Origin of the sequence: Streptomyces sp. NPDC053076 (assembly GCF_044546845.1) — a bacterium.
Lineage (GTDB): Bacteria > Actinomycetota > Actinomycetes > Streptomycetales > Streptomycetaceae > Streptomyces.
In genome coordinates this window covers 112,906-137,039 of sequence record NZ_JBITZL010000002.1, presented here as the reverse complement: position 1 = coordinate 137,039, position 24,134 = coordinate 112,906, and the positions used below count along the sequence as shown (strand labels likewise).

The following is a 24,134-nucleotide window of genomic DNA, read 5'->3' as shown; positions in this document are numbered from 1 at the left end:
TCTCCCTGCTCCGAACCGCTTTGTCGCAGTAACCCACAGTTGGCCCATCTTCGCGAGCGGTCATGCCGTCCGTGCCGAATGATGGCGACCACGACAGCGGAACCGTCCGCCGACTGGTCTACACCACCGTGGGGAAGGTCGCCAAACCGCGTCCCGGTCGGGCGGCCCGGAAAGGACGCCCATGAGTGCCGAGAGCGCGGTCAGCCCCGCCCGGGCCCGCTGGAACCAGCTGTTCCAGGGCCTGCAGAAGATGGGCCGGAGTCTCCAGCTGCCCATCGCGGTACTGCCGGCGGCGGGCATCCTCAACCGGCTCGGCCAGCCCGATGTGTTCGGGGCCGACGGCCTGGGCTGGACCGACGTGTCGAAGGTGATGAAGGGTGCGGGCGGCGCCCTGCTCGACGGCTCCCTCGGCCTGCCCCTGCTGTTCTGCGTGGGCGTCGCGATCGGCATGGCGAAGAAAGCGGACGGCTCCACGGCCCTGGCGGCGGTGGTCGGCTTCCTCGTCTACTACACCGTCCTGCACCAGTTCCCCGAGCGCTGCCCCGGTGGTTCGCGGTCCGTCCAGGACGTCGGCTGCCAGGTCGTCGTCGGCACGGGCGCGGACACGGTGACGCCCTTCGCCTTTCAGAACCCGGGTGTCTTCGGCGGCATCGTGGTGGGGCTGCTGGCCGCCTTCTTCTGGGCCCGCTACCACCGCACCAGGCTGGTGGACTGGCTGGGCTTCTTCAACGGCCGCCGGCTGGTGCCGATCATCATGGCGTTCGTCGCGATCGTCTTCGCGGCACTGTGCCTGTGGGTCTGGCCACCGATCGGCGACGCGCTGGAGAGCTTCAGCCACTGGCTGCGGGACGCGGGTGCCTGGGGTGCCGGCGTCTTCGGCGTCGCCAACCGGGCGCTCCTCGTCATCGGCCTGCACCAGTTCCTGAACGTGCCCATCTGGTTCCAGTTCGGCACCTACACACCACCGGGCGGCAAGCCCGTCCACGGCGACATCAACATGTTCCTCGCCGGCGACCCGCACGCCGGGCAGTTCACCTCGGGCTTCTTCCCGATCATGATGTTCGCGCTGCCGGCCGCCGCGCTGGCCATCACGCACTGCGCCCGGCCGGAGCGGCGCAAGGAGGTCGGCGGTCTGATGCTGTCGGTCGCGCTGACCTCGTTCGTGACGGGCATCACCGAACCGCTGGAGTACTCGTTCCTGTTCATCGCGCCCGCCCTGTACGCCGTCCACGCCGCGCTCACCGGTGTGTCGATGGCGGTGACCTGGGCGCTCGGGGTGCACGACGGCTTCAGCTTCTCCGCGGGCATGATCGACTACGTCATCAACTGGAACCTGGCGACGCGACCCTGGGCGATCATCCCGATCGGCCTGTGCTTCGCGGCCGTGTACTACGTGGTCTTCCGCGTCGCGATCACCAGGTTCGACCTGAGGACGCCGGGGCGGGAACCGCCGGAGGTGGCGGAGGAGATGGAGCGGGACAACGTGAAGTGACGCACCGCCCCTGTGCCCCCCGCGGGCGAGCACGAGGCGTAGCACCGCGGTAGCGGATTCGTGGGTTCCTTATCCCGCCTTCATCGTGCTACAACAGGTCTACACCACTGGTGGTGTAGACCAGAGACGCTGCCGTCCCCTTCCTTGGTTCCCGGGCGGCGCCTTGCCCGATGGAGGAAGTATGAGCACCGCCACCGAGACGGCGGCCCCGGCGGCGAAGCCGGCCAAGAAGCGGGGAGCAGGTCTGTTCCAGGGCCTGCAGAAGGTCGGCCGCAGCCTACAGCTCCCGATCGCCGTACTCCCGGCGGCGGGCATCATGGTCCGCCTCGGCCAGGACGACATCTTCGGCAAGGACGGCCTGGGCTGGGACAAGGTCGCCGCGGTGTTCAACAACGCCGGCGGCGCGCTGACCGGATCCCTGCCGCTGCTGTTCTGCATAGGCGTGGCCATCGGCTTCGCCAAGAAGGCCGACGGTTCCACGGCGCTCGCCGCGGTGGTGGGCTTCCTCGTCTACAGCAAGGTGCTTCAGGCCTTCCCGCTGAGCGAGCAGCACATCGAAAAGGGCAAGATCGTCGAGGCGACGTACAACGACCCGGGTGTGCTCGGCGGCATCATCATGGGTCTGCTCGCCGCCGTGCTGTGGCAGCGGTTCCACCGCACCAAGCTCGTCGACTGGCTGGGCTTCTTCAACGGCCGTCGACTCGTGCCGATCATCACGGCCTTCGTCGGCCTCCTGATGGGCGTCTTCTTCGGCCTGGTCTGGGAACCGATCGGCAAGGGCATCGCGCACTTCGGCGAGTGGATGACCGGTCTCGGATCGGGCGGCGCCGCGCTGTTCGGCGCGGTGAACCGCGGTCTGATCCCGGTCGGCATGCACCAATTCGTCAACACCGTGGCCTGGTTCCAGATCGGCGACTTCAAGAACTCGTCCGGTGAGATCGTGCACGGCGACATCACCCGGTTCCTCGCCGGCGACCCGTCCGCCGGCCTCTTCCAGACCGGCTTCTTCCCGATCATGATGTTCGGCCTGCCGGCCGCCGCGCTCGCCATCGCCCACTGCGCCCGTCCCGAGCGCCGCAAGGCCGTGCTCGGCATGATGGTCTCCCTCGCGCTGACCTCGTTCGTCACGGGCGTCACCGAGCCGATCGAGTTCTCCTTCATGTTCGTCGCGCCGCTGCTGTACGTCCTGCACGCCGTGCTCACCGCGGTGTCGATGGCCGTCACCTGGGGCCTGGGCGTGCACGACGGGTTCAACTTCTCCGCGGGTCTGATCGACTACGCGCTCAACTGGCACCTGGCGACCAAGCCCTGGATGATCATCCCGATCGGTCTGGTCTTCGGCGCGATCTACTACGCGACCTTCCGGTTCGCCATCATCAGGTTCAACCTGAAGACCCCGGGCCGCGAACCCGAGGAAGAGGTCGAGGACCTCACCAAGGCGTGAGGCGGGCCGTCACGGCATGACGAGGTCCCCGGAGCCGCGGCTCCGGGGACCTCGTCGTGCGTGGCGTCGTGGGGTCAGATCTCGTACGTCTGCCCGGGAGCGGCCAGCTCCACCGGACCCGTGAACACCTCGCGGGCGTCCCGCAGGCTGACCTGGGGGTCCGTCCACGGCGGGATGTGGGTGAGGACCAGGCGGCGCACGCCCGCGCGGGCCGCCGTCTCCCCCGCCTCGCGGCCGTTGAGGTGCAGATCGGGGATGTTCTCCTTGCCGTGCGTGAACGCGGCCTCGCACAGGAACAGATCGGTGTCCCGGGCCAGCTCGTCCAGGGCCTCGCTGACGCCCGTGTCGCCGGAGTACGTCAGGGACCTGCCGCCGTGCTCGATGCGGATGCCGTACGCCTCCACGGGGTGCCGGACCCGCTCGGTGTGCACGGTGAACGGGCCGATCTCGAACGTGGACGGCTTGACCGTGTGGAAGTCGAAGACCTCGCTCATGGAGGAGGCGGAGGGGGTGTCCGCGTAGGCCGTGGTCAGCCGGTGTTCGGTGCCCTCGGGGCCGTAGACCGGGATGGTGGCGCACCGGCCGCCGTCATGGCGGTAGTAGCGCGCCACGAAGTACGCGCACATGTCGATGCAGTGATCCACGTGCAGATGGCTGAGGTAGATCGCGTCGAGGTCGTAGAGACCGCAGTGGCGCTGCAACTCGCCGAGGGCGCCGTTGCCCATGTCGAGAAGCAGCCGGAAGCCGTCGGCCTCGACGAGGTAGCTCGAACAGGCCGATTCCGCGGACGGGAACGACCCCGAGCAGCCGACGACGGTGAGCTTCATGAAGCAGAAACCTCCGTTGGCGGGAAGCCGCTGGGCGGGACGGGGAGCCACTCGGGTTGAGGGCTGTCGGGGGTCGTGCGGTCCGTCGAGCCTAAGGCGCGAAAGCACGGGTCGCTCCTCCGCCAGGGGCCGTTGTGGGCGAACTCACCTGTGCTGTCACCGGTTCGGCTGGACCAGGGGCGCACAAAGACAGGAAGAGGGCGCGCGATGTTCGGTGCGCGCCGGTAACGTCGTCGTATGGACACGTCATGGTGGCTGGCGCTCGCGGCGGTGGTGCTGCTCGCGTTGATCGCCACGCTCGTCGACGGCTGGGGCCGCAGTCGCCGGCCCGCCGGGCGGCGCCTCAGGCCGCCGGGACGGCCGGCCACCCGCCGGACGCAGGCGCAGCGGCCGTCCCCCGGGGACATCTGGTGGGCGGACGTCCCCTACGAGGACCGGAGCGGGGTGAAGGACCGGCCCTGTCTGGTGCTGGCGGTGCGCGGCGACCGGGCCACGGTCGCGAAGATCACCAGCAAGTACCACGACGAACGCAGCGGGGTGATCCCGTTGCCGCCCGGTGCGGTCGGCGACGCCCAGGGGCGGCCCAGCTTCCTGGAGACCGACGAGCTGCGCGAGGTGCCGGTGGACGGCTTCCGGCGCCGGGTGGGCGTGGTCGACCCGGTCCTGTGGGACCAGGTACGGCACCTGGCCGGCTAGTCGGCCACCCCCGCTCACCCGGACGCCTCAGCCACCCGGCCACCCCGGCTCACCAGCCGCCGCAGCCCCCGGCCACCCCGGCAAACCAACCGCCGCAGCCCCGGCCACCCCGGCTCACCAGCCGCCGCAGCCCCCGGCCACCCCGGCTCACCGGCCGTCTCAGCTCACCCGGACGGTGACCGTCCATTCCTCGATGCCCTTGCAGGACATCTGGCCGGGCGCGGTGGGCTCGGCGCACATCGGCCGGGACGACGCGAGCTTCACGCTCCCGGCGGCCACCGCCTGGTAGGCGGCCGTGGCGTCGCCCGGCTGGAGCACGAAGCCCGCGTTGATGGCCTTCAGTCCCGTGCCGCTCGCGCTGACCGGCTTCCAGGGGCGGGCCCTGGTGCCGTCCAGGGCGAGCCGGACCTCGCCGCCCTTGGTCACGCAGACGGTACGGCCGTGGTCGGCCGCCTTCAGTTCCGCGTGGGCGGTGCAGCCGGCGCCGGACCGGGTGGGGGACGGCGGCGCCGACGCCTTGCCGCTGCTCCCGGTGTCCTCCTGGGAGCCGCAGCCCGCGAGGAGCAGCGCTGCCGCCGTGAGGGCGAGGGGCGTCGTACGGCGCATGGGGTCCGCCTTTCTGCCGTCTGCTGCCGGGCCGGCCCGGCAGCCTGGTGCGGATGTGACGTACCACGGCCGCGAACGGATCCATCACCGCACCCGCCGCCGGACCCACCACCGGCCCCCACGCCGGACCGAGCACCGGTTCCCACGCCCGGCCCACCACCGGTTCTCACGCCGGGCCCACCACCGGTTCCCCCACCGGACTCCACTCGCCGGATCCGCCCCTAGGCCCAGAGCTGGCCCTGCAGCGTCTCGATGGCCTCCTCGGTGGTGGCCGCCGTGTAGACGCCGGTGGAGAGGTACTTCCAGCCGCCGTCGGCCACGATGAAGACGATGTCGGCGCTCTCGCCCGCCTTCACGGCCTTCCTGCCCACACCGATCGCCGCGTGCAGGGCCGCGCCGGTGGAGACGCCCGCGAAGATGCCCTCCTGCTGGAGGAGTTCGCGGGTACGGGTGACCGCGTCGGCCGAGCCGACCGAGAAGCGGGTGGTCAGCACGGAGGCGTCGTACAGCTCGGGGACGAAGCCCTCGTCGAGGTTCCGCAGGCCGTAGACCAGATCGTCGTAGCGCGGTTCGGCGGCCACGATCTGGATGCCCGGCCGGTGCTCGCGCAGGTAGCGGCCGACACCCATGAGGGTGCCGGTGGTGCCGAGGCCCGCCACGAAGTGGGTGATCGAGGGAAGGTCGGCGAGGATCTCCGGGCCGGTGGTCGCGTAGTGGGCGCCCGCGTTGTCCGGATTGCCGTACTGGTAGAGCATCACCCAGTCGGGGTGCTCGGCGGACAGCTCCTTGGCCACCCGCACGGCGGTGTTGGAGCCGCCCGCGGCCGGCGAGGAGATGATCTCGGCACCCCACATGCCGAGCAGGTCCCGGCGCTCCTGGGAGGTGTTCTCCGGCATCACGCACACCATCCGGTAGCCCTTGAGCTTGGCCGCCATGGCGAGGGAGATGCCGGTGTTGCCGGAGGTGGGTTCGAGGATCGTGCAGCCGGGGGTGAGCCGGCCGTCCTTCTCCGCCTGCTCGATCATGTGCAGGGCGGGACGGTCCTTGACCGAGCCGGTGGGGTTGCGGTCCTCCAGCTTGGCCCAGATGCGGACGTCCGGGGACGGCGACAGCCGCGGCAGGCGCACCAGAGGGGTGTTGCCCACCGCGGCCAGCGGGGAGTCGTAGCGCATCGCTGCTCAGTGGCCGATCAGCGCATGCCGCCGGCCACGGCCGGCAGGATCGTCACGTTGTCGCCGTCGGACAGCTTGGTGTTGATGCCGTCCAGGAAGCGGACGTCCTCGTCGTTGAGATACACGTTGACGAAGCGGCGCAGCTGGTCACCGTCCACGATGCGGGCCTGGACGCCCGCGTGCCGGCTCTCGAGGTCGGCGAACAGCTCGGCGAGGGTGTTCCCGCTGCCCTCCACCGCCTTCTTGCCGTCGGTGTACTGGCGGAGGATGGTCGGGATGCGGACCTCGATGGCCATGGTTGCGGGCTCCTGTCGGAAGGGTTCGTCGATTCGGTGTGCGTGCCTGGAGTCCCCCAGGCATCCGGCACTGGGGGGAGCGCCGCGGCCCACGGCCGTACGGCGGGGAAACGTCAACAGATGGCGCTGTTCAGCCTGCACAGGTCGACGTGCAGCCGCGCCACGAGCAGCGTGCCCGGCGCCTTGTCGCTCACGTCGTTCAGAACCATGGGCTCATCGTATCGATTCCCGGTCCCGCTCCCGGAGTGTGATTCCGCATGACGGACGGAAATGGTCCGGTGCGTGAGACGTCGCCGTGTCCGGCGTGTTCGTCAGTAGGCGTCCACGATCTTCACGTCCTCCTCCGTGACCACGCCTTCCACGATCCGGAAGGAACGGAACTGGAACGCGCCGAGGCCGTCGGTGTCCGCCGTGGAGACCAGGACGTAGTGGGCGCCGGGCTCGTTCGCGTACGAGATGTCCGTGCGCGACGGGTACGCCTCGGTGGCGGTGTGGGAGTGGTAGACGACCACGGGCTCCTCGTCGCGGTCGTCCATCTCGCGGTAGAGCTTGAGCAGGTCGCCCGAGTCGAACTCGTAGAACGTGGGCGACATGGCCGCGTTCGGCATCGGGATGAAGCGCTCGGGGCGGTCCGAGCCGGCCGGGCCGGCGACGACGCCGCACGCCTCGTCGGGGTGGTCCTTGCGCGCGTGGGCGACGATCTGGTCGACGAGGGCCTGGGTGATGGTCAGCATGGGGGCCAGGATAAGCAGGCGGGCCGTCCCGTACCGAGGGTCGGTACGGGACGGCCCGCATGGTGGACGTCCTGAGCGGCGGCCGCCGGGGGCGCCACGAGTGCTCCCGGCGGCCGGACGTCCTGGGGAGGGAGTCCTGCCGAGCCGTACGGCTGTCGCGTCCCCGCGTCCGTACGGCCGTCGTGTCAGCGCTTGCGGAAGGCGGCGGCCTCCGGGTTGCGCCGCTTGAGCACCAGGTAGGCCACGGCGAGGATCAGGCCCCACAGCGGCGCGCAGTACAGCGAGACCCGGGCGTCCTTGTCGATGCCCATCATCACGATCACCATGCCGATGAAGGCGAGCGCGAACCAGCTGGTCCACGGGGCGCCCGGGGCGCGGAACTCCGAGCGGGACAGTTCGCCGCGGTCGGACTTGGCGCGGTAGCGGATCTGGCAGACCAGGATGACGATCCACGCCCACATGCCGGAGATGGTCGCGAAGGACACCACGTAGTCGAACGCCTTGCCCGGCCACTGGTAGTTGATCCAGACGCCGACCAGCATCAGCGCGGCGGAGAACGACGTGCCGACGAGCGGGGTACCGCTGCGCGTCAGCTTGGTGAAGACCTTCGGGCCCTGGCTGTTGAGCGCGAGGTCGCGCAGCATGCGGCCGGTGGAGTACATGCCGGAGTTGCAGGACGACAGCGCGGCGGTGAGCACGACGAAGTTGACGATGCCGGCGCCCGCGGGCAGGCCCATCTTCTCGAAGGCGACCACGAAGGGGCTCGCACCCGCGTGGAAGTTCGTCCACGGCACGACCGACAGGATCATGATCAGCGCGCCGACGTAGAAGACGGCGATGCGCCACGGCACGGTGTTGATCGCCTTGGGCAGCACGGTCTTGGGGTCCTTGGACTCGCCCGCGGTCACACCGACCAGCTCGACGGCGAGGAAGGCGAACATGACCATCTGGAGCGTCATCAGCGTGTTGCCGACACCGTGCGGGAAGAAGCCGCCGTCGCTCCACAGGTGGCTCACGGAGGCGGTGTCACCGGCGTCGGAGAAGCCGACGGTCAGGATGCCGGCGCAGATCAGGATCATGCCGATGATGGCGGTGACCTTGACCATGGAGAACCAGAACTCCAGCTCACCGAAGAGCTTCACGGAGATCAGGTTGGCGCCGTAGAGGACGACCGTGAAGATCAGGGCCGACACCCATTGCGGGATGTTCCACCAGTACGTCATGTAGGCGGCTGCCGCGGTGACCTCGGTGATGCCGGTGACCACCCAGAACAGCCAGTACGTCCACCCGGTCACGAACCCCGCGAACGGGCCGATGAACTCGCGCGCGTACTCCGAGAAGGAGCCCGACACCGGGCGGTACATCAGCAGCTCGCCGAGTGCCCGCATGATGAAGAAGATGACGAGGCCCGCGATGGCGTACGCCAGGATCAGGCTGGGGCCGGCCTTGGAAATGCCCTTGCCCGCGCCGAGGAAGAGGCCGGTGCCGATGGCGCCGCCGATGGCGATCATCTGGATCTGCCGGGCCCCGAGCCCGCGCTGATACCCCTCGCCGCCCTCGCTGCCCTCGGCCCGCACGGCCTCATTGCCGTCGCGATGCTGGTCGACCTGCGCTGAGGTCATGTGTGGTGCGCCTTTCTCCATGCCGACCCGGGCCTTTCGTCGGCCTCGGATCGGGTCTCGATCCCCCCGGATTGATGGAGCTGTTGCCTGGCCGACGGTCGTCGGCTCGGTGGCGCACCCGGCCGAACATGGATGGTGTTGGCCGGGCGGTCGTGAAGATTTATCACGGCCGCAATACTGATCACACCGGAGCGATGTGACGCATCACACAGGGAAAAGCGGACAAAGAACGCTCAAATGCGCTAAAACAGGCCACAAAGGTGACGGGATCGTTATCCGGATTTGAGCGTCCTCTGAGCGAACACCAGTCGGCGGCGATAGGCGTACGGATCACGACATAAGGGTCGTCACCAGGGTCTCCTGGAGGCCGCCGAGCCAGAGATAGGCCAGCACCATCGGCTTGCGCGGGTCCTCCTCCGGGAGCCGGTAGAGCAGATCGGTGTCGTCCTCGTCGGTGATCTCCAGCCGGGCGCCGATCGCCAGCCGGAGGTCGTTGAGGGCCCCGAGCCACTGCCGGGACTCCTCCGGGGACAGCTTCAGCACCGCCCCGCCCTCGTCGACCGGGGCGAGCGCGTCCAGGCTGCGGATCACCCCGAGCGCGTTCTCCCGCTTGCCGGCGCGCAGATCGTTCTCGGTGTAGCGGCGGAACTCGGCGGAGTGCTCCCGCCGCTCCTCCGCCGCGGCCGCCGAGCCCGGGTCCTGCTCCGGGTCGACGTAGGCGTCCGGGAAGAGCCTGCGCAGGACCGGGTCGGCCGGCGGCTCGCTCGGGCCCTCGGCGAACAGCTCGGCGAGCGGGTCGGCCGGGGCGTCGGCGCCGGGACCCGGGCCGATCAGCTCCAAAAGCTGCACGGCCAGCGACCGGATGATGGAGATCTCGACGTCGTCGAGCGCGACGGCCGCGCCGCCGCCGGGGAGCGGTTCGAAGTGTCCGGGCATGGGAGTCGGTCGCTACTTCCGGTCCTGCTGGAGGGTGGCCCACAGTCCGTATCCGTGCATCGCCTGCACGTCGCGTTCCATCTCCTCGCGGCTCCCGCTGGAGACGACCGCCCGGCCCTTGTGGTGGACGTCGAGCATGAGCTTGGTGGCCTTGTCCTTGGAATAGCCGAAGTACGTCTGGAAGACGTACGTCACATAGCTCATGAGGTTGACCGGGTCGTTGTGCACGATCGTGACCCAGGGGACGTCGGGCTCGGGTACGGCGAAGACCTCCTCCGCCGACTCGGTGCGTTCGATCTCTACGGGCGCGGGTGACGTCACACAGCCATGCTGCCACGATCACTACAAATCGTCACACCGACGAAAAGGCGCTACGCTACTCGTCATGAACACAGCGGACCTTGGGCTGCCGGTGGATGTTCCGTCGACGGCGCTCTTCACGGACCAGTACGAGCTGACGATGCTGCAGGCCGCTCTGCAGGCCGGAACGGCCGAGCGGCGGAGCGTGTTCGAGGTCTTCACCCGGCGGCTGCCGGACGGCCGCCGCTACGGCGTGGTGGCCGGCACCGGGCGCGTCCTGGACGCCGTCGAGAACTTCCGTTTCGACCCGGGCGTGCTCGGCTTCCTGGGCGAACGGAAGATCGTCGACGAGCGGACCCTGAAGTGGCTCGCCGACTACCGGTTCAGCGGGGACGTCTGGGGCTACCCCGAGGGCGAGGTGTACTTCCCCGGCTCGCCGATCATGCGCGTCGAGGGCTCCTTCGCGGAGTGCGTGCTCCTGGAGACGGTGATCCTCTCGATCCTCAACCACGATTCGGCGATCGCCGCCGCCGCCTCCCGGATGGCCTCCGCGGCCGGGGAGCGCCCGCTGATCGAGATGGGCGCCCGGCGCACCCACGAGCTGGCCGCCGTGGCCGCCGCCCGCGCCGCCTACGTCGGCGGCTTCACGACCACCTCCGACCTGGCCGCCGGTTTCCGCTACGGCATCCCGACCGTCGGCACCTCGGCCCACGCCTTCACCCTGCTCCACGACCGCGAGCGGGACGCCTTCCAGGCCCAGGTGGACACCCTCGGCCGGGGCACGACCCTCCTGGTCGACACCTACGACGTCACGGAGGCCGTCCGTACGGCGGTGGACGTGGCCGGCCCCGAGCTGGGCGCGGTCCGCATCGACTCCGGTGACCTGTTGCTGGTGGCCCACCGGGTGCGCCAGCAGCTGGACGAGCTGGGCGCCACCAACACCAAGATCATCGTCACCTCGGACCTGGACGAGTACGCCATCGCCTCGCTGGCCGCGGCCCCCGTGGACGCGTACGGCGTCGGCACCCAGCTGGTGACCGGCTCCGGGCACCCGACGGCCTCCATGGTCTACAAGCTGGTCGCCCGCGCCGAGACGGCCGACCCGAAGGCGCCGCTGGTCCCCGTCGCGAAGAAGTCCAGCGGCGGCAAGACCTCCGTCGGCGGGCGCAAGTGGGCCGCGCGCCGGCCGGACGCGGACGGCGTCGCGGAGGCCGAGGTCGTCGGCACGGGGCCGGTTCCGGCCGAGCTGGCGGACCGGCAGCTGCTGGTACGGCTGGTCGAGGGCGGCGAGGTGGTCGCCCGCGAGCCGCTGGACGTGCCCCGGAACCGGCACATCGCGGCCCGCGCGAATCTGCCGCTCTCCGCCATCCAGCTCTCCAGGGGGGAACCCGTCATTCCGACGGAGTACGTCCACGGGCGCTCGGGTAGCTAAAGCGGGACCGCCGTCCGCCCCTTCAACGCCCCCTCCCGCACGGGCCCGGAAGTCTCTAGGCTCAGTTACTTCACTCTTAGTCGAAGGACACCCAGCATGCGCCGCGCCTTGATCGTCGTAGACGTGCAGAACGACTTCTGCGAGGGGGGCAGCCTCGCGGTGGCCGGCGGGGCGGACGTGGCCGCCGCCATCACCGAACTGATCGGACAGGCGGCGGGCACCGGGTACCGGCACGTGGTGGCCACCCGCGACCACCACATCGCACCCGGCGGCCACTTCGCGGACAACCCCGACTACGTCCGTTCCTGGCCCGCGCACTGTGTCGCGGGCACGGAGGGCGTGGGCTTCCATCCGAACTTCGCCCCCGCCGTCGCCTCCGGCGCGGTCGACGCCGTGTTCGACAAGGGGGCGTACTCGGCGGCCTACAGCGGCTTCGAGGGCACCGACGAGAACGGTGCCCCGCTGGCCGACTGGCTCCGGGCACGGGAGATCACCGAGGTGGACGTCGTCGGCCTCGCCACGGACCACTGCGTACGGGCCACCGCCCTGGACGCGGCCAGGGAGGGTTTCCGCACCCAGGTGCTCCTGGACCTGACGGCCGGGGTCGCCCCGGAGACCACGGAACGCGCGCTGGAGGAGCTGAGGGCAGCGGGCGTGGAGCTGGCGGGCAAGCCGGTGGTCAGCAGGTAAGGACGTCGGGCGGGGGCCCGCGACGGCTTCGGGCACCACCGCTGCGCGCCGCCGTGGGCCGCCGCCAGCCGGTGCGCGCCGCCGTGGGCCGCCGGCCCGATCCTCACCGCACCCGGCCGCGCGTCCGCACGCTCAGGGGGACGGGACCACCGGCACTCTGCGCAGGAGCGCCCGGATCGGGTGCCACAGCTCGTTGACGATGACACCGTTGTCGGCCGGCGCCGTGCGCCATATCAGACCGTCCGGATGGTGCAGCACCGCCGTGATCTCGTCCGGTGTCGGGGGCGCGGCGTTCCCCCGGAGGTAGATCGCGCGCAGGCCCAGGTTGCGGAGCCTGGTCAGGGCACGGGCCCGGTTCTGGGCGTGCACCAGTACCCGCACTCCGGCGGGGTCGTAGGGCAGGTTGAGCGCCACCACGACCGTGCCGTTCGGCAGCTTGCAGAAGCCTCCTGCGGCCATGCGGTCACATCCCCGTTCCGGTCGGTGTCAATAAGCGTTCCACAGGACGCACCTAAACACGATCGGCGGCAACCCGCCAAGGGGTTGCCGCCGATATGCCACTGACCTGCGGGTTTGTTGACTACTTCACCGCGGGGCCGACCTTGAGCTGGATCGTGGAGCCGTCCTTGGCCTCCTTGACGATCGAGATCTTGGTGTTGGTGTCAGTGACCTTGACCCCGCCCGTCGGGTTCGACGCGTCGTAGTAGGCGCTGGCGTGGTCGTTGAAGACCGAGACACCCTTCGACGCCTTGATCTTCAGCGCGACGTCGGCCTTGTGCAGCGTGATGCCGTCCGTGCCGTAGAGGCTGAAGGGGGAGTCGTACGCCTGGATGCGGTTGCGCAGCAGCGTGCCGTCGGACCACTTCAGCGCCTTCGGGTGCGAGTCGATCGGCAGGATCAGACCGGTACCCGGGTGGCCGTTGGTGGCGTTGGTGTTGTTGTCCGCCTGGGAGGTGTCCCACTTCCAGATCAGCAGGCCGTTCTGGTACGGGTAGTGCTCCACCCAGTCGGGGCGCTTGGCCGAACCGAAGTTGTACGGGCCGGTCTTCAGCGTCTTGTCGTACGACGCGTACTGCCGGTTCTCGGCGATGTAGTACTGCTTGTAGTCCTTGGTGAAGGACGCGCCGATGCGCGAGAAGCCGGCCGCGGTCCAAGCGGTGTCCTGCGTCTCGGCGTTGTCCGAGAACAGCGGCGTGCCGTCGGCGGTCACGGCGATCTGGTCCGCCGTGAAGCCGTTCTCCGCGACACCGCCGTCGGTGGCGTAGCGGAAGCGCAGGTCGATCTTCTTGCCCGCGTAGGCGTCGAGCGGGAACGCCAGCTTCTTGTGCGTCTGCGAGAAGCCGCTCAGCGCCGGCTTGCCGCTGGCGTCACGCGGGAGGGCCTGGCCGTCCGCCGTGCCGTCCAGCGCGGTCCAGTTGGCGCCGCCGTCGGTCGACACCTCGGTGTAGACGTAGTCGTAGCCGTCCTCGGTGGCCCACCAGCCGTCCAGGGTGAGGCTCGCCGAGGTCTTGCCGGTCAGGTCGACCGAACGGGTCAGCGTGTTCTTCAGGTCGTTGCCGCTGCCGCTCCACCACTGGGTCGAACCCTCGGCGGGCTGGGTGATCGTGGTGGTGACCGCCTTGTCGGGCAGGTTGACCACGAGGGCCTGCTTGTCCCAGGTGTTGTACTCGGCGAGGCCCAGCTTGTGGGTGGACTGCTTGCCGGCCGTGGCGGTGTCGAAGTTCAGCCAGCCCAGCTGGAGCTTGTCCCAGGCGTTCATGTCGCCGGGCAGGTCGCCGATGGACTCCTTGCCCGTGCCGAGCCAGGAGCCCGAGGACATCAGGGTCCAGAAACCGGTGGAGTTGTCGCCGCCGGCGGTGTCGTACTCGTCCGGCAGGCCGAGGTCGTGGCCGTACTCGTGGGCGAAGACGCCCAGGCCGCCGTTCTCCGGCTGGATGGTGTAGTCGCCGACCCAGATGCCGGTGTCGCCGACCTGCGCGCCGCCGAGCTTGTTGCTCGACGGGCCGGTGGCGCCGGCGTCGGTGCCGAAGGCGTACCAGCGGTGGGCCCAGATCGCGTTCGTGCCCTCGGCGCCGCCGCCGGCGGACTCGTCCTCACCGGCGTGCACGATCTGGAAGTGGTCGACGTAGCCGTCCGGCTCGTTGAAGTTGCCGTCGCCGTCGAAGTCGTAGCGGTCCCACTGGTCGTACTTGGCGAGGTCCTTCTTGATGTCGGCGTCGGTGCGGCCGGCCTTCTTCTGCTGGGCCACCCAGGCGTTCAGGCCGTCGCTGACGACGTTCCACACGCTCGGGCAGTTGGTCTGGCCGCAGGCGTTGTTGCCGTAACGCGCCTCGTTGTAGGGGACCTTGACCCAGTCCGTGACCTCACCGGCGACCGAGTAGCGGCCCGAGGACTGCTTCTCGTAGTACTTCTTCAGCGACTCGGTGTTCTTGCCGGTGCCGAAGTAGAGGTCCTGGTAGTGCTTCTTGTTGTAGTCCTTCTGCCAGGCCGTGGAGTTGTCCTTCTTGCGGTCCGGCGCGGCGATCTTGTTGTGCAGCGGGCCCGCGGTACCGCCGTACTTGGGATCGGTCTGGTTCCCGAACTCCACCAGGATCGTGAAGATCTTGTCGGTCTTCTCGCGGCCCAGCTCGACGAACTTGCTCTGGCCCTTGCGGCTCGCGAGCTTGACGACCTTGGAGCCGTTGCGCTCCTCCGCCTTGGCCTTGCCCGATATGAGCTGCTTCAGGGCCTCCTCGCGCTGGGCGTCCTGAGTCTTGCTCAGCGGACCGTCGAGGTCGTGCTTCTGCTGCTTCACCGGAGCCGGGTCGTGCCGGTTGGCGGCGGCGGACCCGGCCGGGGTGCTCGCCTCCGCGACGGCGAAGGTGGCGAACGTGGCGGAGGCCGCCGCGAGCGTCACGCCGATGGCGGCAGCTCTGAACGTCCAGGATCTGCTGGTCACTTGAGTTCCTCCCCCGCGCCGCGCACACGGACAGGGGGTTCCGGGTCATGGAGGAATCCGTGCGCGCACGATCAACGCGTGTATCAAGTGACGACATTTGACTAGAGGTTTAGCGGAAAAGACAGACCTTGACTTGAGCAGGACAAGTGCACTATGCGGAGGTGGCGTTCGCTTTGCGGACACGTGTCGACTTGGTGACAGGCGCAGAAGCCGTCCGTTCGGGGGGGAGGGGTGACTCCATGCGCCCCCCGTGCACCGGTACCGTGGGTTAGGTCATGCTTACCAGGCGTCCAGCTCGGGCATGCAGGCCAAGAGAGTCGAACGGCACCCCGAATCCCGAAGACTGCCGAGGACACGATTGCCATGCCTCGTCCGACCGCTGCACAGCTCGCCTACGGTTCCTGCACCGTGATCTTCTCGACGCTCGCCATGCTGCTGCTGTCCGAGACGAGTTCGGGCGTCGGGATCGTCGTCATCGCCCTCGCCGCACTCGCGTTGGGCCTGCTGGTCGCGTGGACGGTCCCCGTTCCCGGGGCGCACGCGGCGCAGGCGTCCGCCGAGCCCGTGCCGGACGAGGAGCGCGTACCCACCTCCCTGTGACCGAGTGACACGCCGGTCACCCGGGACACACGACAGCGGCGGGCCCGGGTACGCCCCGGGACCGCCGCTGCCGTACGCCCCTCACGCTTCGCTCAACGGGCGTTGACCACCACCGTCTTGGCCGCCTTGTCGTGCAGGCCCTGTTTGTACGGCTTGTCGAAGAAGCTCCAGCCGCCCGAGATCGCCGTCCAGATACAGGCACAGCAGAAGGCGAACGGCACCCACAGCACCAGGGCGCGGATCAACGAGGTCTGCACGGAAGGGGTGGCGCCGTTGTCCAGGTCGGCCACCCGCAGGTTGAGCCACTTCTTGCCGAGGGTCTGGCCCGACTTGCTGATCAGGAAGGTGTCGTAGGCGACGTAGAGCACCGCCGCGATGAAGGACTGGGCGAGGGACCTGCCGACCTCGATGCGGTCGCCGTCGACGGTGTACTCACGCACCCCGAAGGCCCAGGTGAGCAACCAGACGACGATACCGACCAGGATCATGTCGATGATCCGCGCGAGCGTCCGCTTGCCGCTGTCGGCGAGCGGGGGCATACCGGCCAGGGGGTCGGCCGGGTATCCGCCGGCACCGGCTCCGTACGGGCCGCCGCCGTAGGGGCCGGCGTCCCCGTACGGTCCGCCGCCGTAGGGGGGCGGCTGCCGGCCGCCGTAAGGGGGCGGCGGCTCGCCGCTTCCGTACGGCGGTGGCTGGTCGCCGCCCGGTGGTTGCGGACCGCCCGGTGGTTGCGGACCGCCCGGTGGTTGCGGACCGTCGCCCGGTGGTTGCGGGCCTCCGCCCGGTCGTGGGGGTTGCCCGCCGCCCGGGGGCGGGGGCTGCTGGGCGCCGCCGTACGGGGCGTCGTACGGCGAGCCCGACCCCTGGTCCGAGGGGGGCCGCTTCCTGAAGGGGTCGTCCTCGGGGGGCTGCTCTCCGGAGCCGGGGGGCGGTTCGCTGCTCATGGCCCGAGTGGAACCCGAACACCCCGGCTTCGCATCCGGCAGACGGCCGGACGGAGTAGGCGCCCCGCGGTCAGCCCGCGACGAAGGTGTGGGCCGCCTTGTCGTGCCAGCACTGGTGCCAGGGCCGGTCGAACAGGCACCACAGCACGCCCACGATCCCGACGCCCAGCAGACCCGGCACGCTGAGGACCAGCCAGCGGCGCAGCGCCGGGCCGAACGTCGGGGGCTCGTGCGCCTCGATGTCCCGCACCTCGATACCGCACAGCTTCTTGCCGAGGGTACGGCCCCACTTGACGGTGGGCAGCACCTCGTACAGGACGCCGACGAGGAGCAGGAGGGCGAGGACGATGCCGAGGCTGGTGCCGGTCGTGCCGTCGAGCAGCCAGACGGTGACCTCGTGGCCGGACAGCCGGGCCGCGTCGATCTTCTGCTGGATGTGGTCCACGGCCCGCATGCCGAGCGGGACCGCCGCGGCGGCCGTCACCACACCCACCGCCAGCAGGTCGATCAGCCGGGCGGCGAGCCGCTTGCCGAGTCCGGCGGGGCGGGCGGCGGCCTGTCGGCGCGCGGCGGCCTGGAAGAGGTCCTCCACCGGCGGCTTCCACGGCGCCACCGGCAGTTCCTCCCCGCCCCCGGCCAGTTGGTGCACCTGCTGCGCCCAGGACGCCTGCCCGCCACCGGGACCGGTGGTCAGCGGGGTACCGGGAGCACCGGATCCCGGGGGTGCCGCCTGCGGGGATCCGGCCTGCGCGAGGCCCCCCTGACCGGCGCCCGCCTGCGGAGATCCGGCCTGCGCGGGGTCCGGCTGCCCGGCGCCCGCCTGACCGGGGCCGGTGTGCACGGGGCCCGCCTGCTGTGGCACCGACGGGGCCGGGGCGGACTGCGGGGTGGAGGTCTGCGGGGTGCCGGGGGCTTGAGACGTGGCCGGCGCGGGGGGCGTCTGGGCGGCCCCGGCCCCGGCGCGGGCCGCGGCGGCCTTCCCGGCACCGAAGCCGGAGTTCCCGGACGCGCCGACCGGTCCCTGCACACCGAAGTCGGCCGGGCCGGCAGCGCCGGACGCGCCGCCGTCGGAGCCGGACGGGCCGGAGGGCACCGGACGGAACGTCATCGTGCCGTCGTCGGTGCGGGCCGCCGCCGGGCCGGGGATCGGGCGGCGGAAGATGAAGGTGCCGGGGTCCGGGGCGCCGCTGTCCTCCGCAGGGGGGACCGACGCGCTGCCGTCGGCACGGATGTTCCCCTGACCGCCCGCGGGGGCCGGGGGGTCCGCCGGCACCCGCGGATCGACACCCCAGGGGCCGCCCTGGCCGGCGTCCCCGCCGAACCCGGACGCCTGGGGCTGCGGGCCGGCCCCACCGGGCTGACCCGGCCGGCCCCACTGCGCGCCCTGCGCGGCCTGCCCGGACCGGCCCGCCTGAGCCCACCGGTCGGCCTGGCCCGCCTGACCGGGAAGAGCCGCATGGCCCGCCTGGCCGGCATGGCCCGCCTGGCCGGCATACCCCGCGTGACCGCCCTGACCCGCCTGACCTGGGAGACCCGCCTGACCTGGGAGACCCGCGTGACCCGCCTGACCCGCGTGGCCCTGCTCGTCGGTGGCGTCCCGTGGGCCGGTGTCCGGCGGGTCCTCGTCGAAGAAGTGCGGGCCCGTCTCCTCCAGGGACGGGGCGGCCGGCCGGGCGCCGGGCGGCGGGGTGAGCGGTTCGCCGTCCTTCGGCGCCGGGCGGCTGGTGCCGGGCACCCAGGAGGCGCCGTTCCAGTACCGGACGTAGCCGGGGATGGACGGGTCCGGGTAGTAGCCCTCGCGGGGCCTGTCGTCGCCGGGTGCCGGGGTTGGGGCGCTCATGTCCGTCGTCCCGTATCTGCTCGGGGGTGGTATGGGGGCCTCCACATCTATCAGACCCGGGCATCCCCCACCGCCAGTCCCGCCGGACCCACCCCTTTCCGGGCAACGGCGGACGGCCTCGACCGGGCCCGCGAGAAAATCTCCCCGAACCCGCGTAATGGCCCAGCCCCTGCCCCCTCTCCCTCCGTGCGGGCCCGGTTCGAGCGGCCCCGAGCAGAGAGGAACGCAGGTCATGCAGCACACCGTGGTGGAACGGGAGCTGGAGCTCGAGCTCATCCTGGCGCCGGGGCGCAGCGTCCCGGTCCCGGCCCGGTTCAGCTACCGCTCCGAGGACCCCTATGCCGTCCACATCGCCTTCCACATCAACTCCGAGCAGCCCGTCAACTGGACGTTCGCCCGCGATCTGCTGGTGGAGGGGGTGTTCCGGCCGTGCGGACACGGGGATGTACGGGTGTGGCCGGCGAAGGTGGACGGGCGCAGCGTCGTTCTGCTGGCGCTGAGTTCGCCGGACGGCGACGCGCTGCTTCAGGCCCCGGTGCCGCAGGTGTCGGCCTGGCTGGAGCGGACGCTGCGGGCGGTGCCGCCGGGAACGGAGGGCGGGCAGCTGGGCATCGACGACGCCCTCGACCAGCTGCTCGCCCAGTGAGCCCGGGTCCGGGGCCGGGGCCAGATCCGGGCACGGGGCCAGATCCGGGTCCGGGAACAGGGCCGGGGCCGGGTCCGGGCACAGGGCCGGGTCCGGGTCCGGGCACAGGGCCGGGGCCAGGTCGGTCCGGGTCCGGGCACAAGTCCGGCAGCCTCAGCCTCAGCCTCAGCCTCAGCCTCAGAGGACCTTGCCCGGATTGAGGATGCCCAACGGGTCGAAGACCTGCTTCACCGCCCGCTGCATCTCCACGCCGACCGGGCCGATCTCCCGGGCCAGCCACTCCTTCTTCAGCACGCCGACCCCGTGTTCGCCGGTGATGGTGCCGCCCAGTTCCAGGCCGAGGGCCATGATCTCGTCGAAGGACTCGCGGGCCCGGCGGGACTCCTCGGGATCCCGGGCGTCGAAGCAGACGGTGGGGTGCGTGTTGCCGTCGCCGGCGTGCGCGCAGACGCCGATCGTGAGGTCGTACTCGGCGGCGATCCGTTCGACGCCGTCCAGCATGGCGCCGAGCCGCGAGCGGGGCACGCACACGTCGTCGATCATCGTCGTGCCCTTGACCGACTCCAGCGCGGTCAGCGAGAGCCGCCGGGCCTGGAGGAGCAGTTCCGACTCGGCGGCGTCCTCGGCCGGGACGACCTGGGTGGCGCCGGCGGCCTCGCACAGGGCACCGACGGCGGCCAGGTCGGCGGCCGGGTCCGGGGTGTCGAACGCGGCCAGCAGCAGCGCCTCGGTGGTCTCGGGCAGCCCCATGTGGGCGAGGGCGTTGACCGCCTTGACGGTCGTACGGTCCATCAGTTCGAGGAGGGACGGCACGTGACCACCCGCCATGATGCGGCAGACGGCGTCGCAGGCGGCGGTCGCGGAGGCGAACTCGGCGGCCAGGACAAGCTGCTGGGGCGGCTTTGGCTTCAACGCCAGGACAGCCCGGACGACGACGCCGAGGGAGCCCTCGGAGCCGACGAAGAGGCGGGTGAGGTCGTAGCCCGCGACGCCCTTCGCGGTACGGCGGCCGGTGGACAGCAGACGGCCGTCGGCGAGGACGACGTCCAGGCCGAGGACGTACTCGGCGGTCACGCCGTACTTGACGCAGCACAGGCCGCCGGAGGCGGTGCCGATGTTGCCGCCGATGGTGCACATCTCCCAGCTGGAGGGGTCGGGCGGGTAGTACAGGCCGTGTTCCTCGACGGCGCGGGAGAGGGCCGCGTTGATCACGCCGGGTTCGACCACGGCGATCCGGTCGACGGGGCTGATCTCCAGGATGCGGTCCATCTTGGTGAGGGACAGCGCGATGCAGCCGTCGGTGGCGTTGGCGCCGCCGGACAGGCCGGTGCGAGCGCCCTGCGGGACGACCGGGACCCGCAGTTCGGTCGCCGTGCGCATGACGTGCTGGACCTGTTCGACGGTGCGTGGGAGGACGACGACGGCGGGGCTGCCCGCCGGGCAGAAGCTCGCCATGTCGTTGGCGTAGGAGGCCGTGACGTCGGGGTCGGTCAGGACGGCCTCGGGTGGCAGGCCGGCCAGGAGCCGGTCGGTGAGGTTCCCCGTGTGTTCGTCGCGCGGTGCTTCGATACGGCTCATGATCACAGCGTGACACTCGCGGCCATCGGTGTGAACCCCACCCGTGCCTCCCTTGGGCCACCCGGATGTGCTCGTCGTACTGGCGCACAGTGAGCGCCATGGACAACCGACCGAGCATGCCGGGTACGTCCCTGATCACCGACCCGCCGGCGCGCCGTTCCCGGCGGCTGCTGCGTCGGGTGCTGGTCACCTCGCTGGCGGGCGGTGTCGTCGCGGGCGCGGTGCTGACGCTGCTGCCGGGTGAGCGGCGGCAGCCGGTGGCCCGGCCGCCCGCCGCGGGTCCGCAGGCGCAGGCCGGGACGCAGGCTCAGGCGCTGACGACGGTGACCTACGGCGTGCCGGCCGCGCTGCCCGGACTGACCGCGCTCATCGGGCGGCAGGAGGCGCGGGTACGGGCACAGCCGCGGGACGCCCGGGCCTGGGCGGTGCTGGGGTCGGCGTACGTGGAGCGGGGGCGCCGGGCGGGCGATGCCGCCGACTATCCGCGGGCCGAGCGGGCGCTGCGGACCTCGCTGGAGGTCCGGGGCACGCGGAACTCCCAGGCGCTGGACGGTCTGGCCGCGCTGGCGCTCGCGCGGCGGGACTTCCCGGCGGCGAAACGATACGGCGAGCAGGCGCTGAAGGCGGCGCCGAAGCAGTGGACGGCGTACCCGCCGCTGATCGACGCGTACACCGGGCTCGGCGACTACAAGAACGCCCGCTCCACCCTGGACAAGCTGCTGGCGTTGCACGCCGGCGCGACGGCGCGGCCGGCCGTGATGGCGCGGACCGCGGCGGTGTACCGGGACCGGGGCTGGCGCGAGGACGCGGTGGCCCAGCTGACCGACGCGGCGGCCGCCGCCCGCACGCCGGCCGAGCAGGCGGCCTGGCTGGCCGGGGTGGGGCAGCTGGCCTGGGAGCGCGGGGACCTGCCGGACGCGCAGCGGCACTTCGAGGCCGCGCTGCGGCTCGACCCGGACCAGGGGGCGGCGCTGACCGGGCGGGCGCGGACGCTGGCCGGGCAGGGGCGCACGTCCGAGGCGCTGGCCGCCTACCGGTCCGTCGTCGCGAAGCAGCCGAAGCCGGAGGACCTGCTGGAGCTGGGTGAGCTGTACGAGTCGCTGGGGCAGACCGGGCTCGCCGAGGAGCAGTACACGCGGATGCGGACCGCGGTGCGGCGGGCGGCGGCGGGCGGGGTCGACGAGGAACTGCTCGTCGGGCGGTTCGAGGCGGACCACGGGGACCCGTGGGAGGCCGTGGAGCGGTTGCGGGAGGAGTGGCAGCGGCAGCCGGGGATCGAGGTGGCCGACGCGCTGGGCTGGGCGCTGCACCGGGCCGGCGGGGACGAGGAGGCGTTGACCTACGCGTCCGTCGCGACGGACAAGACCAAGGGCGGCGGGGTGCGCAGCGCGCTGTACGTGTTCCACCTGGGCGTGATCGAGGGGGAGCTGGAGCGGTACGGCCCCGCGCGGCGGCATCTCCAGGAGGCGCTGCGGATCAACCCCTCCTTCTCTCCGCTGCGGGTGCCGGTGGCGCGGGAGGCGCTGGAGGAGCTGGGCGACGTCCCCGACGAGCCGCCGCCCAGCGAATAGGGCTCTGCCGTTACAGGTTGCCCCGCTTGGCCTGCTCGCGTTCGATCGCCTCGAACAGGGCCTTGAAGTTGCCCTTGCCGAAGCCCATGGACCCGTGCCGCTCGATGAGTTCGAAGAACACGGTCGGCCGGTCCTGGACCGGCTTGGTGAAGATCTGCAGCAGGTAGCCGTCCTCGTCGCGGTCGGCGAGGATCTTCAGCTCGCGCAGGGTCTCGACCGGCACCCGGGTGTCGCCGACCCATTCGCCGAGGGTGTCGTAGTAGGAGTCGGGGGTGTTGAGGAACTCGACGCCGGCCGCGCGCATCGTGCGGACGGTCTGCACGATGTCGTTGGTGTTGAGCGCGATGTGCTGGACGCCGGGGCCGCCGTAGAACTCCAGGTACTCGTCGATCTGTGACTTCTTCTTGGCGATGGCGGGCTCGTTGAGCGGGAACTTGACCTTGAGGGTGCCGTCCGCGACGACCTTCGACATCAGGGCGCTGTACTCGGTGGCGATGTCGTCGCCCACGAACTCCTTCATGTTCGTGAAGCCCATGACGTTGTTGTAGAACGCGACCCACTCGTTCATCTTGCCGAGCTCGACGTTGCCGACGCAGTGGTCGATGGCCTGGAAGGTGCGCTGGGCGGGCTGCGCGACCATCGGCTCGGCGGCGACGTAGCCGGGCAGGTAGGGGCCGTCGTAGCCGGAGCGGTCGACCAGGGTGTGGCGGGTCTCGCCGTAGGTGGCGATCGCGGCGAGGACGACGGTGCCGTGCTGGTCCTTCACCTCGTACGGCTCGGCGAGCGAGCGGGCGCCGTGCTCGATCGCGTACGTGTACGCGGTGCGGACGTCCGGGACCTCGATGGCCAGGTCGATGACGCCGTCGCCGTGCTCGGCGACGTGCTGGGCGAGGAAGTGGCCCCAGGTGCTGCTCGGCTTGATCACCGAGGTGAGGACGAAGCGGGCGGAGCCGTTCTCCAGTACGTAGCCGGCGGTCTCTCGGTTGCCGGTCTCCGGTCCGGAGTAGGCGACCAGCCGCATGCCGAAGGCGGTGGAGTAGTAGTGCGCCGCCTGCTTGGCGTTGCCCACGGCGAAGACGACCGCGTCCATTCCCTTGACCGGGAAGGGGTCGGCCTGCCGGGCGGTCGTCGCGGGAGTGTGCTGTGTGGTCTGCGTCATAGCGGAAGGGTGGCCCCGCTCTGCAAGGTGCGCAATAGTTCGCGGATTCACTGGGCAATATGTGCAGTGGTACGACCGTGACCGCGGTCTTTCTGTACAGGATGACCATCTCAGGGGGTCCCGTGGCGATCGATCATCTGGACGGCCGGATCATCGTGCTGCTGGCCGAGGAGCCGCGCATCGGGGTGCTGGAGATGTCCCGGCGGCTGGGCGTGGCGCGGGGCACCGTGCAGGCGCGGCTCGACCGGCTTCAGTCGAACGGAGTCATCCGCGGTTTCGGCCCGCAGGTGGACCCGGCCGCCCTCGGCTACCCGGTCACCGCGTTCGCCACGCTCCAGATCCGGCAGGGCCAAGGTCCCGACGTCCGGGCGCACTTGACGACCGTGCCGGAGGTGCTGGAGCTGCTGACCACCACCGGCAGCGGGGACATGCTGTGCCGGCTGGTGGCCCGCTCGAACGCGGATCTTCAACGGGTGATCGACCGGGTTGTCGGGTTCGATGGCATCGTCCGGGCCTCCACGGCGATCGTCATGGAGAACCCCGTTCCGCTGCGGATCATCCCGCTGGTGGAGCAGGCGGCCCGGGACCGGGAAGAGACATGACCGACCTGG

General features: G+C 70.8%; 24 protein-coding genes. 9 read left to right on the top strand and 15 right to left on the bottom strand.

Annotated features, from left to right (window positions below; genetic code table 11):
- Positions 1–181 precede the first annotated feature (181 nt).
- Both ACIGYR_RS07890 and ACIGYR_RS07885 read left to right on the top strand, forming a co-directional pair.
- On the top strand, positions 182–1,492 hold the full coding sequence (locus tag ACIGYR_RS07890) for a PTS transporter subunit EIIC (protein WP_399596371.1): 1,311 nt from the start codon (positions 182–184) through the stop codon (positions 1,490–1,492).
- A gap of 181 nt (positions 1,493–1,673) precedes the next feature.
- On the top strand, positions 1,674–2,936 hold the full coding sequence (locus tag ACIGYR_RS07885) for a PTS transporter subunit EIIC (protein WP_391845110.1): 1,263 nt from the start codon (positions 1,674–1,676) through the stop codon (positions 2,934–2,936).
- Positions 2,937–3,010: 74 nt separating this feature from the next.
- Here the strand turns inward: ACIGYR_RS07885 and ACIGYR_RS07880 are convergent, their stop codons facing one another.
- Entirely contained in the window at positions 3,011–3,763 is a 753-nt protein-coding gene (locus tag ACIGYR_RS07880) for an MBL fold metallo-hydrolase (protein ID WP_399596373.1), read from the bottom strand.
- Positions 3,764–4,000: 237 nt separating this feature from the next.
- Here ACIGYR_RS07880 and ACIGYR_RS07875 point away from each other — a divergent pair, with 237 nt between their 5' ends.
- Positions 4,001–4,459: a type II toxin-antitoxin system PemK/MazF family toxin gene (locus tag ACIGYR_RS07875; RefSeq protein WP_399596375.1), complete on the top strand. Its 459-nt coding sequence runs from the start codon at positions 4,001–4,003 to the stop codon at positions 4,457–4,459.
- A gap of 159 nt (positions 4,460–4,618) precedes the next feature.
- Here the strand turns inward: ACIGYR_RS07875 and ACIGYR_RS07870 are convergent, their stop codons facing one another.
- The 8 genes from ACIGYR_RS07870 to clpS all read right to left on the bottom strand — a co-directional run bounded on the left by ACIGYR_RS07870 (position 4,619) and on the right by clpS (position 10,146).
- Positions 4,619–5,065 (bottom strand): hypothetical protein, encoded by a 447-nt coding sequence (locus ACIGYR_RS07870; protein ID WP_391845104.1) that lies wholly within the window; start codon positions 5,063–5,065, stop codon positions 4,619–4,621.
- Positions 5,066–5,286: 221 nt separating this feature from the next.
- Complete coding sequence (locus ACIGYR_RS07865) at positions 5,287–6,237, bottom strand: PLP-dependent cysteine synthase family protein (protein ID WP_391845102.1); 951 nt, start codon at positions 6,235–6,237, stop codon at positions 5,287–5,289.
- A 17-nt stretch (positions 6,238–6,254) separates the two neighbouring features.
- Entirely contained in the window at positions 6,255–6,533 is a 279-nt protein-coding gene (locus ACIGYR_RS07860) for a MoaD/ThiS family protein (RefSeq protein ID WP_391845100.1), read from the bottom strand.
- 113 nt (positions 6,534–6,646) lie between these two features.
- Positions 6,647–6,742, bottom strand: coding sequence for a putative leader peptide (locus ACIGYR_RS07855; RefSeq protein ID WP_345942776.1), 96 nt, complete (start codon positions 6,740–6,742; stop codon positions 6,647–6,649).
- Between the two features lie 102 nt (positions 6,743–6,844).
- On the bottom strand, positions 6,845–7,267 hold the full coding sequence (locus ACIGYR_RS07850) for a Mov34/MPN/PAD-1 family protein (protein WP_391845098.1): 423 nt from the start codon (positions 7,265–7,267) through the stop codon (positions 6,845–6,847).
- A 185-nt stretch (positions 7,268–7,452) separates the two neighbouring features.
- Entirely contained in the window at positions 7,453–8,889 is a 1,437-nt protein-coding gene (locus ACIGYR_RS07845) for an amino acid permease (RefSeq protein WP_399596379.1), read from the bottom strand.
- A gap of 330 nt (positions 8,890–9,219) precedes the next feature.
- Positions 9,220–9,825 (bottom strand): DUF2017 domain-containing protein, encoded by a 606-nt coding sequence (locus ACIGYR_RS07840; RefSeq protein ID WP_391845094.1) that lies wholly within the window; start codon positions 9,823–9,825, stop codon positions 9,220–9,222.
- Between the two features lie 12 nt (positions 9,826–9,837).
- Positions 9,838–10,146, bottom strand: a complete 309-nt coding sequence (clpS, locus tag ACIGYR_RS07835; RefSeq protein WP_189294522.1) for an ATP-dependent Clp protease adapter ClpS — start codon at positions 10,144–10,146, stop codon at positions 9,838–9,840.
- Between the two features lie 64 nt (positions 10,147–10,210).
- Between clpS and ACIGYR_RS07830 the strand changes: the two genes are divergently transcribed.
- Positions 10,211–11,557, top strand: coding sequence for a nicotinate phosphoribosyltransferase (locus ACIGYR_RS07830; RefSeq protein WP_391845092.1), 1,347 nt, complete (start codon positions 10,211–10,213; stop codon positions 11,555–11,557).
- A 96-nt stretch (positions 11,558–11,653) separates the two neighbouring features.
- Positions 11,654–12,247: a nicotinamidase gene (locus ACIGYR_RS07825; RefSeq protein ID WP_391845090.1), complete on the top strand. Its 594-nt coding sequence runs from the start codon at positions 11,654–11,656 to the stop codon at positions 12,245–12,247.
- A 132-nt stretch (positions 12,248–12,379) separates the two neighbouring features.
- Here the strand turns inward: ACIGYR_RS07825 and ACIGYR_RS07820 are convergent, their stop codons facing one another.
- Positions 12,380–12,706 (bottom strand): hypothetical protein, encoded by a 327-nt coding sequence (locus ACIGYR_RS07820; protein WP_399596381.1) that lies wholly within the window; start codon positions 12,704–12,706, stop codon positions 12,380–12,382.
- Positions 12,707–12,827: 121 nt separating this feature from the next.
- On the bottom strand, positions 12,828–15,185 hold the full coding sequence (locus tag ACIGYR_RS07815; protein ID WP_399596383.1) for an immune inhibitor A domain-containing protein: 2,358 nt from the start codon (positions 15,183–15,185) through the stop codon (positions 12,828–12,830).
- A gap of 363 nt (positions 15,186–15,548) precedes the next feature.
- Between ACIGYR_RS07815 and ACIGYR_RS07810 the strand changes: the two genes are divergently transcribed.
- Positions 15,549–15,785, top strand: a complete 237-nt coding sequence (locus ACIGYR_RS07810) for a hypothetical protein (protein WP_399596384.1) — start codon at positions 15,549–15,551, stop codon at positions 15,783–15,785.
- A gap of 92 nt (positions 15,786–15,877) precedes the next feature.
- Here ACIGYR_RS07810 and ACIGYR_RS07805 read toward each other — a convergent pair whose 3' ends face one another.
- Both ACIGYR_RS07805 and ACIGYR_RS07800 read right to left on the bottom strand, forming a co-directional pair.
- Positions 15,878–16,729: an RDD family protein gene (locus ACIGYR_RS07805; protein WP_399596386.1), complete on the bottom strand. Its 852-nt coding sequence runs from the start codon at positions 16,727–16,729 to the stop codon at positions 15,878–15,880.
- A 70-nt stretch (positions 16,730–16,799) separates the two neighbouring features.
- Positions 16,800–18,569 (bottom strand): RDD family protein, encoded by a 1,770-nt coding sequence (locus ACIGYR_RS07800; protein WP_399596388.1) that lies wholly within the window; start codon positions 18,567–18,569, stop codon positions 16,800–16,802.
- 232 nt (positions 18,570–18,801) lie between these two features.
- Here ACIGYR_RS07800 and ACIGYR_RS07795 point away from each other — a divergent pair, with 232 nt between their 5' ends.
- A complete protein-coding gene (locus tag ACIGYR_RS07795) occupies positions 18,802–19,215 on the top strand; it encodes an SsgA family sporulation/cell division regulator (RefSeq protein ID WP_399596389.1) in 414 nt (137 codons plus the stop codon).
- Positions 19,216–19,392: 177 nt separating this feature from the next.
- Here the strand turns inward: ACIGYR_RS07795 and ACIGYR_RS07790 are convergent, their stop codons facing one another.
- Positions 19,393–20,799: an FAD-binding oxidoreductase gene (locus ACIGYR_RS07790; protein WP_391845079.1), complete on the bottom strand. Its 1,407-nt coding sequence runs from the start codon at positions 20,797–20,799 to the stop codon at positions 19,393–19,395.
- A 92-nt stretch (positions 20,800–20,891) separates the two neighbouring features.
- Here ACIGYR_RS07790 and ACIGYR_RS07785 point away from each other — a divergent pair, with 92 nt between their 5' ends.
- Positions 20,892–22,364: a tetratricopeptide repeat protein gene (locus ACIGYR_RS07785; protein ID WP_399596392.1), complete on the top strand. Its 1,473-nt coding sequence runs from the start codon at positions 20,892–20,894 to the stop codon at positions 22,362–22,364.
- A gap of 10 nt (positions 22,365–22,374) precedes the next feature.
- Here the strand turns inward: ACIGYR_RS07785 and hppD are convergent, their stop codons facing one another.
- A complete protein-coding gene (gene hppD / locus ACIGYR_RS07780) occupies positions 22,375–23,523 on the bottom strand; it encodes a 4-hydroxyphenylpyruvate dioxygenase (RefSeq protein WP_399596393.1) in 1,149 nt (382 codons plus the stop codon).
- A gap of 122 nt (positions 23,524–23,645) precedes the next feature.
- Between hppD and ACIGYR_RS07775 the strand changes: the two genes are divergently transcribed.
- On the top strand, positions 23,646–24,125 hold the full coding sequence (locus tag ACIGYR_RS07775; RefSeq protein WP_391845073.1) for an Lrp/AsnC family transcriptional regulator: 480 nt from the start codon (positions 23,646–23,648) through the stop codon (positions 24,123–24,125).
- Positions 24,126–24,134: the final 9 nt, after the last annotated feature.